General features: G+C 33.1%; 10 protein-coding genes and 3 pseudogenes. 3 read left to right on the top strand and 10 right to left on the bottom strand.

Translation table 11 applies throughout. From position 1 onward, the window contains the following. Positions 1 to 1,891: 1,891 nt before the first annotated feature. Positions 1,892 to 2,059, bottom strand: a complete 168-nt coding sequence (locus IPM51_00005) for a hypothetical protein (protein ID MBK9282693.1) — start codon at positions 2,057 to 2,059, stop codon at positions 1,892 to 1,894. A 358-nt stretch (positions 2,060 to 2,417) separates the two neighbouring features. Then, positions 2,418 to 2,597, bottom strand: coding sequence for a hypothetical protein (locus IPM51_00010; GenBank protein ID MBK9282694.1), 180 nt, complete (start codon positions 2,595 to 2,597; stop codon positions 2,418 to 2,420). 1,036 nt (positions 2,598 to 3,633) lie between these two features. Here IPM51_00010 and IPM51_00015 point away from each other — a divergent pair. The 3 genes from IPM51_00015 (at position 3,634) to IPM51_00025 (ending at position 5,312) form a co-directional block, all read left to right on the top strand. Beyond that, positions 3,634 to 3,996, top strand: a complete 363-nt coding sequence (locus tag IPM51_00015) for a hypothetical protein (protein MBK9282695.1) — start codon at positions 3,634 to 3,636, stop codon at positions 3,994 to 3,996. 607 nt (positions 3,997 to 4,603) lie between these two features. Next, complete coding sequence (locus IPM51_00020) at positions 4,604 to 5,011, top strand: hypothetical protein (GenBank protein ID MBK9282696.1); 408 nt, start codon at positions 4,604 to 4,606, stop codon at positions 5,009 to 5,011. A gap of 151 nt (positions 5,012 to 5,162) precedes the next feature. Next, positions 5,163 to 5,312, top strand: coding sequence for a hypothetical protein (locus IPM51_00025; GenBank protein ID MBK9282697.1), 150 nt, complete (start codon positions 5,163 to 5,165; stop codon positions 5,310 to 5,312). Between the two features lie 4 nt (positions 5,313 to 5,316). On the opposite strand, the pseudogene IPM51_00030 reads toward IPM51_00025, so the two are convergent. The 8 genes and pseudogenes from IPM51_00030 to IPM51_00065 form a co-directional block, all read right to left on the bottom strand. After that, a pseudogene (locus tag IPM51_00030) lies at positions 5,317 to 5,817 on the bottom strand (N-acetyltransferase). Between the two features lie 21 nt (positions 5,818 to 5,838). Then, positions 5,839 to 6,854 (bottom strand): annotated as a pseudogene (locus IPM51_00035) (Gfo/Idh/MocA family oxidoreductase). Between the two features lie 50 nt (positions 6,855 to 6,904). After that, positions 6,905 to 7,509 (bottom strand): annotated as a pseudogene (locus IPM51_00040) (sugar transferase). After that, complete coding sequence (locus IPM51_00045) at positions 7,506 to 7,805, bottom strand: hypothetical protein (protein MBK9282698.1); 300 nt, start codon at positions 7,803 to 7,805, stop codon at positions 7,506 to 7,508. Before IPM51_00045 ends, IPM51_00040 begins: the two are co-directional and overlap by 4 nt. Beyond that, positions 7,765 to 8,160: a hypothetical protein gene (locus IPM51_00050; GenBank protein MBK9282699.1), complete on the bottom strand. Its 396-nt coding sequence runs from the start codon at positions 8,158 to 8,160 to the stop codon at positions 7,765 to 7,767. The genes IPM51_00045 and IPM51_00050 overlap by 41 nt, the downstream gene beginning before the upstream one ends. A gap of 811 nt (positions 8,161 to 8,971) precedes the next feature. Further along, positions 8,972 to 9,439, bottom strand: a complete 468-nt coding sequence (locus IPM51_00055; GenBank protein ID MBK9282700.1) for a CpsD/CapB family tyrosine-protein kinase — start codon at positions 9,437 to 9,439, stop codon at positions 8,972 to 8,974. Beyond that, the gene (locus IPM51_00060; protein MBK9282701.1) at positions 9,421 to 10,956 is read right to left on the bottom strand and encodes a hypothetical protein; all 1,536 of its coding nucleotides are present in this window, start codon (positions 10,954 to 10,956) and stop codon (positions 9,421 to 9,423) included. Before IPM51_00060 ends, IPM51_00055 begins: the two co-directional genes overlap by 19 nt. Positions 10,957 to 10,982: 26 nt before the next feature. Continuing rightward, positions 10,983 to 11,468 (bottom strand): SLBB domain-containing protein, encoded by a 486-nt coding sequence (locus tag IPM51_00065; protein ID MBK9282702.1) that lies wholly within the window; start codon positions 11,466 to 11,468, stop codon positions 10,983 to 10,985. Positions 11,469 to 11,519: the final 51 nt, after the last annotated feature.

Below are 11,519 nucleotides of genomic sequence, written 5' to 3' on the forward strand. Positions count from 1 at the left end.
TTATAGGCACTTTGATGGACACTTACTGGCACTCCTCAAAATCACTTGTTATCATGCTGAAGAATTCATCAGACATCTTATAAATAGTATTCTCTTCGAATACAATCTGAATTTTTTTAGGATCATCGGATTCTATCAATTTCCGTTTCTTCAGATTTTTTTACAATCTGAATTCTTGTGGTTTTTTGTAATGTTGTTATTCCATTCTGTTATAAACGCAACTGGAAGATATCTTTTCTGAATGAAGGTTTATAGTCAAAGGTTATTTCTGTCTGAAATCTCTTCGATAGTTTTTGAATTATTGAATCGGTGTCTAAATCTATTTCAGTAGTATTAACATTAAAAAGATTCTTCTCTTCACTTGTTATCGGAACCGAATGTTGTATTTCAGCCTTCTCTGTTTCCAGAGAATCAAAAATACTCCTTTAGTTCAGTTCTGATATAATGGACAAGCCTATCAACTACCGCTTGATTGTTAATTATTATCTATGTCATTGTCAAACTTTTTTAACTCCACTACAAAGAATTGGTCATTTGATTCATCAGTAGGAAGCTCCTCTTCTTTAGATAAAGCGACATTTCATTTGATAGTATGATTATATTCATATTATTCTTTACCATATACGGATCCTTGAACTTCTTATGAAACTAAAGCATATTTCTGACCGAACATTTTTTAATGTTTTGTACTGTGAAGCCTTATCCGAATTATTTTCTTCGACTATTAACAGTTTCTCTTCTGACCTCGTGAGAAATTCTGTCATTGCCGTTCCACTGATGTTGACAGCCGGATAGATCTCCATTGAATTTCAGAAAAAGTAGTCTTTCCAGTGCCTCGTAATCCGTGTGAAAAAAATATTAAGGTGGGAAGTTTAAAATTGCTATGGCAATAAACAGCTAAATACTTCTTGATAAAATCTTTACATGCTCCAAAAGTTCTGGCAAGATAATCTTCAATAAACTGGATGATCTTAATTTTTTCCGGAAGCATGGAATATTGAACTTCAATTACACCTTTCCAGTTTCACTTGATAATCATTCTTTCTAAGTTAGGAACATCCAAGATAATCCAATAACTAGCTAGATGTTTGATATGTTTTTGGAGCGTGTCTAGAATAAGCTTGCTTCACTTCATCTTTTAACCCATCCGATCAACTCTCTTTGTCTGCAGATTCTTTCTCCAACATGCTATGTTGAACTCATTCGCTGATTTTCTCAATGAAGAATTGTCTTTCACAATCCAATCTTGATAAATTTCCTTACCTTTACTCTAAGAAATCCTTTCTAGAATGTCAGCTTGAATATTTATTATACAAGCTTACTCGACTGTAGCAATAACTTCATCAACCGGCAGAGGTTCTACCCCGATTTCGGTTCCGTCCAAACGTAAAGCCAGGTTTATTGCAAATTCCGGATCAAATTTTTTATCAATCATAGTTCCAATTATGCTGGTTAGGCGGTGTTTCGATTTCCCTAACTCAGTCGATTCAATAATTTTGGGAACTTCCTAACGGTCTCTGCTTTTCTTATTCGTTGACGTTGAAAGATCAATGCCATCTACCTGAAGAGCTAAGCAACTTCGTTAACATATTACTTTATCCGGAAAAAAGTCGAAAGTGAGCATGGTTCTGGATACATCTGAAGTATTATCTGGCCGATCCCAAATCAGATCCGTATAACCTAGCATAGTGTTTATAAAGTTTTGAAAAGAAGATGGGATCTGTGATTGGTCTTTCTAATCTGAATATTACTTTAACTCCTCTTACCGCTTAAGGAAATAAAAGCATAAACTTCAGATTTGTTCTTTAATAGATTTTTCAGTTCAATGATATCGATGCTGAGCTTATCAAAATCTAGAAGAATAAATTCAGTGGCTAAGATTTTCATTTTTTCAGTAATTCTCTTGAATGTCTTCGATGTTGAAATATCCAAGTTCTTCAGCTTTACGTTCTTCTCTTCTTTCATCATCGGTTAATGTTTCTGAATTTGTTCTACAATTTTTCTTTACATTATAAGTGATTGTTTTATAAACCCACTTCGAAAGTAGCGGGTTCTTCATACAATGGGGATGTACCGTTTCCTCTGAAACAAATATATCTTTTATTTTCGGTAATTTGTTATTGCATCAATTTGTCCTTCATTTGTTATTAAATCTGTTTCCATTGTGATTGTGTTCCTTTGAATTAGAATTTGTAGAGTGTATCACAACTTTAAGACTTCTGATATTTTTGACCTGTAGGCCATAGAATTTACAGTCGAAGTCATGCTATAATATTTTTTTAACCAGATCTCTGAGTTTTGCATTATCTTCGAACTCAAAGATTGTTTGTTGGTTTGACCTACGGTGCCCCTTCAAGGAGCACCCGTTGGTTAATAAATAAGCAGATAAATAAAAATCTACATTTGTATAAGTATTCTTAAGCATTAGCGACCTCTTTATTTTCAGATACCTTCTGCTCAGTTCGCCAGTCTTTGGTGGTATTCCAGTTTGAAGTGCCGGGAATTATATGAAGCGGGCCTTCAAGTCTGCCAAACTGATTTCTAGTATCGCTAGATATTCGTTTGGTATAATCGCGATATGCTTGGATCCAGTGCATTGTATAAGCATCCGCATCACAAATATTGGGAGTATATTCCTTATTCCGCGCATAATATGATTCTATTAACTCTAATAGAGCTTGTGCTTTGGTTTTAGGACACTTGACCTATAATACTCTTCAAGCTATTTTTATAGATTTTTCAATTTTCGTCAACTCTTTCTTTGAATATGTTGAATAAATTAAATTTGTCAGAATTTGTTCTGAGCATTTGTATTCCTTTCTGAATTTATAGCTGCCTTTGATATTTTCTCATCAGCTGAGTCATTTTTTTAATTGTTCATCGGCTAGTGTTTCCCGAATAGCAGAATAAAGATCTGGATCTGAATCTTTAGAACTTCAACTTCATCCTTCATTCGCCGAATCTTTCAATTTTGGTAGAAGATATAATCTATTTAGGCTCTTAATCCACTTTTGAATCGTCCAAGAGCCTTTTATATTTAATTTCCTACGTGCTTCCTCCATAGAAGCTAATTGTCCATTTTCGAGCAAATCGAGCACTGTTTGCTTAATTGCTTATCGTATTTTATAGTTTCTTTTTCATTTTTTACTCCTTATTTTTAATCTTTGCCCACCCACCCACCTCTTACAGTTAATTCTATGCCTTTTTATTTTTATTGTCAAGAGTTATTTTCTTTAACCCTTCACCTCTATCATTCACCATCCTACCCCATTTATCTAGATTCTATGACTTTCAAAACTTAGTGTCCAATAGTTAATTTAACTAAGGTAAAAAAAATTTCTGAAAATGACGAAGATTAAACAAATAATTACTCACTGGGAAAATCCAAAAGGATATCAAGAACAGCTACATATTCATGAGACTGAAATTGATCATCCCTACACAGCTGGCAGTATAAACTTCCTTTAAGCCATAAAGCAAAGCTTATTCATGATATCTATAGTGATGTTACACTATTTAGTGAAAGAGGACTGGCAAAGTATTCAATTCCTATTGGTCATAATGGGATTTATTACTTAGTATTAAGAAAAATTATTGTTTGAAACAACTCATTGTTGAGCGGAGGAGGTGGTAATGGATATTTTTTACAGTTTAGACCCAAGTTCAAAAACAAAAGAAAAAAGAGAAATTAAAAATCCAAAATTAGAAGTGATCAATCTAAAAGAAGAAATTGGAAATGAAAAAATAAGAGAAAAGGAGTTAAAGGAAGAAATTAAAAAATATACTGTGAAAAACGATCGACTAATTTATTCGTTCTACAATCCTACAAGAAGAAGCTCAATCACTATTTCTTGCAAAATAATTGAAGATACAGATAATACTTATTCAAAATTTACTCAAATCCAGATGATTTATATTGGAGACAATACTTCATTAAACAAGCACAACCCCAACCAACTGGCACGCTGCAAACTATATCACCAGTTCGTGAATTGATGAATCAAGATCAGCTGGCTGAATACTTGCAAGTAAAGAAAAAACAATTCAAAATTGGACGGCTGAAAAAAAATTCCATTTGAAAAAATTCCCGAAACAAAAGAAGTTCGTTATAGGAAAGCAGATATTGATGAAATATTAAAACAAAAAAATAATAATACGAAAGAAAAAAAATCGTAAAATAATTTTCTATAATTTTTTCCAAAGATTACGGTGCACAAATTCTGCACACTTACTCCAGGAACACTAGGGAATTAGGGGGAATCTGAAGGATCACAAAATCACTAAAAAGTTCAAAATTTTTCAAATAACGCAATTTCCAATCGAATTCAAATTTGCCTTTTAGAATTCAAATCTCTCCACCCTGACTCTTTTTAACAAGACCGATTCGTCTCCTTCAATTTTCAAGCTATGAAATTAAACTTAACAATTAATTCTCACTGTAAGTCACTTTTTATCAAATTAATGAATCTTTTCATTTTTTTCTTTAAGTAATTTTATCTCCTAGCTAAACATTTCAAAACTTTTATTAGTTATGACCTTCCTAAGTACAAATCTCAGCTATTCTCAACCAGATTATAATATGAGTCTAATAAATGGTACGAGGATGAGTGAGAATGTAATTGAGTTTGATGTAACTATCAAAGGTTCTAATTCATCATTTAATCTAACCTCCTATCAATGTACTTTCTTATTTAATTACAATATTGCAAACGGTGGAGAATTATCGTTCACTTATATCGATGGAACTTCTCAGCTAAATAATCTGCCAACTTTTGGTATAGGAGTAAACACTGGTGATGGCGATCCAAAACTGACATTTGCATCCATGGCTGGGTCAGATCAGATTACGGAGTCTAATTTGCTAGTCGGTAGATTCAGATTAACTAATACCAATGCATTTGCAAATATTGACCCTAATATTACTTGGAATTTTGAGGGATTTGTGTCAACCATTTTGACCGGAGATAATTTTCAAAATATTACTGCTCCTAGTTTCCATTCAAGAATTTAACGCTTAGTACAGATTCACAAAAATCGGAAGTTCCAGCTGAGTATAATCTGGCACAAAATTATCCCAATCCCTTTAATCCTAGCACGAAAATAAAATTTTCACTAAAAGTTGAAAGTGAAGTGAAACTTGTAGTCTATAATTTATTGGGGAAATGATTCAAGAACTTGTTAATAATAAAATTACCGCCGGAAACCATGAATACACTTTTAACAGTGATGGATTACCAAGCGGCACATATATTTACAGACTTGAAGCAAATAATGAATTTGTCAGTACAAGAAAAATGATGTTATTGAAGTAGGTTATTAGTTTTCAGTAAAAGCTTTTTTCTTAAGGGGTTTTGCTGGAACTCCTGCCACGATCGTATTAGGAGCGACATCCTTTGTTACAACTGAACTCTGCACCGACAATCGCATTCTCTCCAACTGTTAAACCGCATAATATTGTTGAAGATGAACCAATTGAAGCTCCCTTTTAATGCGAGTTTCGACTACTTTCCAGTCACTCTCAGTTTGCATGGATCCATCGATATTTGTTGATCGAGGATACTTATCATTTATAAAAGTAACATTGTGCCCGATAAATACATTATCTTCTATATGAACACCCTCACAAATGAAAGTATGCGAGGAAATTTTACAGTTTTTTCCAATAGTGGCATTTTTCTGAATTTCAACAAAAGTACCAACCTTTGAGTAATCATCAATAGAACATCCATAAAGATTAACAAAATCGAATATCTTTACGTCTTTACCGAGCTTTACATTGTTAATATTTTCTTTTCCATTTATCGAGCTTAATTTTATTCTTTAATTAAATACTATGTTTTAAACCATCACTCTGCTGTTAATATCAAACAGCTGTCCTTTATTCTGCAATGAAAGATCCGCAACTTCCAAAATGCGCACAACATCTAAACCATCTTTTCCGCTTGTAAGAGGTTCTCGGTTTTCGTTAATGCTATTTAAAAATTCTTTTGCGGCAAGGTCAAGGGCTTCTGTTTGAATGACTTTTGGGAGTACATATCACCAAGTCTATACTGCACAAGTGCCTCGTGAATACTAGCGGTATTTTGATATCAACACCTGCATCATAAACTTTAATTTTTTCGAAATTCTCCATGTCATCAAATACAAGCATCTTTTGTCACCCTCCAACAATCATTCTTCGTATTTTAACTGGAGAGGTCCAGTTAACATGGAAGTGAGCAAAGCAATTTTCTTCAAAGTACAATGAAATGTGGGCAATATTTTCTTTTCCGTTGTAATTAGCAATTCCATTTGCAGATACGGTTGTAGGCTTCAAATGGTTTCAAAACATAGTTCATGATTGAAAGATCATGAGGTGCGAGGTCCCAAATAACATTTATATCCTTTTGAAAAAGTCCCAAATTTATTCGTACAGAATCGAAATGCAGTATCTTTCCAAGTTCACCTTTGGCAACTATCTCTTTCATTTTACGAACGGCGCCTGTGTAAACGAAAGTATGATCAACAAAAATTCTCAAATTTTTCTTATCAGCTAGTTCAAGTAAATCTTCAGCTTGCTGCGAAGTGGCGGTGAATGGCTTTTCTACCCAAATATGTTTGCCATGTTCAAGCGCTTGTTTTGCAAGAGTAAAATGGGCTTCAACTGGAGTTGCGATAACAATAGCATCAAGATCACTATGCAATAATTCTTCTAAGCTCTCAGTAACACCAATATTAGGCGATTTACTCTTAATAAATTCTAGTCTTTCAGCTCTTTTATCACAAGCTACTACTTTATCTACGGATTTTTGTCCAAGGAAATTTCTTACGAGGTTTGGTCCCCAATATCCTAATCCTATAATGCCGACTTTCATATTTTCTCCATCGTTATTCGAATATAATATCCCAACATGCCTGATTTTTCCTATTTACCACCGCGGGCAAACAAAATTACTGGTATTGTCTTCAAGAGTATTTGTAAATCCAGCCATGGTGACATATTATTAATATAATACAAATCTAATACCACAGAATCCTTAAATGATACATTGCTTCTTCCAGCAACTTGCCAGACGCCAGTACAACCTGGAATGACACTTAGTCTTCTTTTTGCCATTCTGCGTAATTTTCGTACTCGTAAGGTAGACATGGCCGCGGCCCCACAAGGCTCATTTCTCCTCGGATTACGTTAAATAATTGCGGTAATTCGTCAAGTGAGGTTTTTCGAATTATTTGACCGATTTTAGTCACTCTTTTGATGTTAATCACTTTCTGGCCAGGTCCATCCTGATTTTCCTTTTTCATGAATTCTATCATCATTTTAGCTCGTTCCTCATCCTCACCTTTGCTAACGTACATCGATCTAAACTTGTACATTTGAAAGGCTCGACCATTTCTTCCAATTCTTGTCTGGTAAAATAAAATTGGACCTTTAGAGGACATTTTGATTATGAAAGCAATAGTCAAAAAGACCGGGGACAAGAAAATGATTCCTAAAGCCGCCGATACAACATCAAAAAATCTTTTCATAAAAGATTTACAGTATTATTTATTCTCGGCGATACATCAACAACCGGGAATTCGGCATACTTTTCTGTGGATACCTTCTTTACAACGACATCAAATAATTCAGATGCAAGCCTAACGTTCAAATCAAGTGATTTACAAATATCGAGGATCTCTAATAGTCGTTCATAAGATATATTATCAATTACTATCAAAATCTCATCAACATCGTACTTATCAATTACAAATGGAATCTGAGCCACATTTCCAATAACAGTTTTATTTCCAACTATTGGTGTACCGATTTTTTTTATTATCATCAACGAATCCAACGATATTAATACCAATAGCATTTTCAAGTATTAATCTGGTTGCTAATAATTGGCCAGCCTTCCCCCCACCAACCAAAATAAGATTTCTTTTGAACTGCTTGTTCTTCAAAATGATATAAAATCTTCTATAAATCTCAACTCTTAATATGTAAGAATAAAATACTAGTACAATAATAAAAGTCAACAAGGTTAATCGTGAATCGGTAATCCAAGTTGATTTAATTAAAAACGATATTACAATAATTGTAATGAAGCCATAAAAAATTGAGTGTATAATGGCCGTTAGATGCGCAGCACGAGTGATGATGATATTTATTTTATATAGGCTGTTATACTGATATATAAATAAAAAACACCTACAGAAAGAAAAGCAAGCGAAATAGTACGTATATCAGGAAAAAATATTTGGAAGAGCGTTAAATTGTAATTAGTTCTTAAAATCAAGGCTGTAGTTAAGAATGAAATTAAGAATATAAACACATCGAAGACAAAAAGGTAATATTTAAATTTAGGGAACTTTACCATGCTAACGCAACTTCTTCAAATTTGTGCTTCAATGTTTAATTTAAATTTGGTTATTGTAGTTTGTCAAAAAAGTATGCCCTCACTCTAGAACATTATAATACGTTATCGCCAAAAAAACAAATTATCTTTTAGATTAATATTTAATAAATCTCACTATGAGATAAAGTGTTACTTTTTATGAAACACAATACATTTAGATGAGTATTACCCCTTCCCTCGCAATGATTATTCACAACAATTTATTTATGACATCGAATTAAATGCCATGTACAATATCCAATAATAATCTATTTTATCTTCCCCGAAAGTAAACAGACTACATTACAACTACTATCAGTAATTTAACTTATAAAAATTAACCTAAACGGGTACGGTCAGCCTAATTTTTCTCGGTACTTTTTTTGACCCGTTTTTATAACTTTCGGTGTAATGGTCGTAATATTTATAATATGAATGATAACCACTCTTATAATTAAAATTATTAAGCAGAACACCAGCAAAATTGATGTGCTCTTGTTTTAGTAAGTTAACAGATTCATTGAGCCAGTCGACCTCAGATGTATTGGCAGAAACCACTAACAAGCAAACATCAACAAACCGTGCTAAAATTTCAGAATCAGAAACTGCCATTATTGGAGGGAATCAATTATAACAATCTCATAATCGCTTCTCAGTTTTTCAACAAAAGATTTCATTACCGGAGAACCTAAAATTTCGGACGGATTAGATGGTATCGATCCTGCAGTAATAAAATCTAAATTTCTTACCTCAGATTTCTTAATGATTTTTTCATACTTAACCCGACCAAATAAATAGTCTAGAAATCCTTCAGTATCACTGTCACTGAATAAAGAGTATAACCTGGGCTTCCTGAGATCGCAATCAACAATAACGCTTTTCTTATTTGCCTGAGCAAAACTAGCGGCTAAATTGGTAGAAATTGTTGTTTTACCTTCACCAGGTGCAGAGGAGGTGATTAAAATGACTTTTGATCCTTTAGAAATATGTGAAAATTGCAGCCTGGTTCTTATAGTTCTAAAGGCCTCACTTGAAATTGAATCTGGTTTTTGAGCAACAATTAATTCTGGATTTTTAATCCCAAACTTTCTTCATCAGATATTTTGGGAATCCAAGCTAAAACGTTAATATTCTGTGATTCAATATCTTCCGGTGTTTTAATTGTTTTATCAAAATAATTTTTTACATACACGTATCCTAAGCTACAACCCAGCCCTATGAATAATCCCATGGCTATTATCATTATTCGATTTGGTTCTGATGGTTTACGAGACGGATTAGCTGTGTTCATAATTAAAACATTTCCAGGTGTAGCTTGCTCATTAAGCTGTGCCTCCTGATGTTTTGCAACAAGAGTGTTGTAAAGACTTTCATCAGCAAGTCTTCTTCTTTCCAATCTAGCATAATCAAGTGTACTGGTAGGGAGCTTATTAAAATCCTGTTCGTATCTATTAATAACATTTGTATAACTATTATACGATTCTAATAATGATTGGTAGGTTACTTCCTCTTCAAATGTCTTTTGGGATAAAACTTTTATTTCTTCAGGACTTGAAGATAATATCTGATTTCCATATTCCTTCAGACTTTTATCACGTTTGTCCTTCAGTGAATTTATTTTGGCATCAAGTTCTGCAACCAAAGTATTATTAGCATTTGCTGTCCTACTGCCGGCAAGTGCAATATCTCTTTGAGTCTGAAGGCTGGCAATTTCTTCATTAATTTTTTGCAGATAAGGTTCAGAAGTTTTATTAGCTAGGAAGTTGGAAATTGTGGGATCCTTTTTTTCCAATTCACTTTTATATTGACTTAATTTTTCCTTTGAAACAGACATATTAATCTTTGCCATGTTTTTCTGAGATTCAAACTCAGCAAGCTTTGAGATAAGTAATTGCGCTTGTGCATTAAGCTGAACACCGCCTTTTTCTAACTGATATTCCCTAATTGCATCTTCTGCAGCATAAAGTTCCTGTTGTTTTTCTTTTATCTGATTACCTAAAAATTCCTTTACAACTGTAATCTGTTTTCTATTTTCAAGAAGATTAAACTCTTGGTATTTTTTTGCAAAGGTGTTTGCTATTAAAGCCGCCTCCTGCGGCGATTGTGATTTCGCGGTTATTTCTATAAAATCCAGATCATTCATTTGCATTATTTTCGCGTTAGAAAATATATCACCTGCAACTTCACCTACCGACTTTAAAGATGTTCCCTCGCTTTGAAATAGACTATTATCAAATATTAAACTGAAATCATCTTTATTCTTCTTGACATTAAAGGTGTCGATGATTGATCTTGCTACTTGATCAATTATTGTTGAATTATAAATTGTCTGAATTTCATTAGCAATAAATCTATCATTACCTTGACCGCTTAAATTTGAAAAATCCCCAAAACCCTTACTGAGTATATTTCCACTCGGAGGTGAAATTTTTAAAGTTACAGCTGATGTATAAATATTGGGACTAATAATTGCGTAAATAGTTGTACCTATTAAAATTATTGCAGTAATAATTGCAATAATGGTAATATTACTTCTAAATAAATTAATGTAGTCTCTAAATGTGTTGGCACGAATATTCGAACTATTGTTTATCATAATATTTAAATTTGTATTATTTCCAATTATTTATAGTAATTTATTACTAAAACTAAATTAAGAATGGTTAGCGCAACCGAAAATATCTGCATACCGATGCTAAACCAATCAGTCCAAAAAAGTTTTGGACTTCCAGGAATTACCAAAATATCACTTGCTTGAAGTACAGGAGTAAATCTAGTTTTTGTGCTTAAATTACTTTCCCACATTATATCATTGTAACTGAATTTGATCATTTCCTCTTTGCCATTTTCCAGCGTTCGATAAATCCTTAAGTCCTCCAATTCCGAATCCCGATTTGGTCCTCCAGCAAAAGAAAGAAGATCACTTACAGTTGTATATTCAGGGACAATATATTTTCCTGGTCTTGAAACGTATCCCCAAACTGCGACTTTAATATTTACTGTTCCCGGATCGGAAAAATCATATAATCCAGAGCGGGCAAATGAGCCTCTTCCAAGTTCTGCATCCGTAATTTGGGCAGTAACATTAGAAGTTAAAATAATAACCAATAAATATTAGGAGGAAGTTAACTTTCAGATTCATTTTTTGTCTCTAGATTT

This window comes from Sphingobacteriaceae bacterium (assembly GCA_016715905.1).
GTDB lineage: Bacteria > Bacteroidota > Bacteroidia > B-17B0 > Aurantibacillaceae > Aurantibacillus.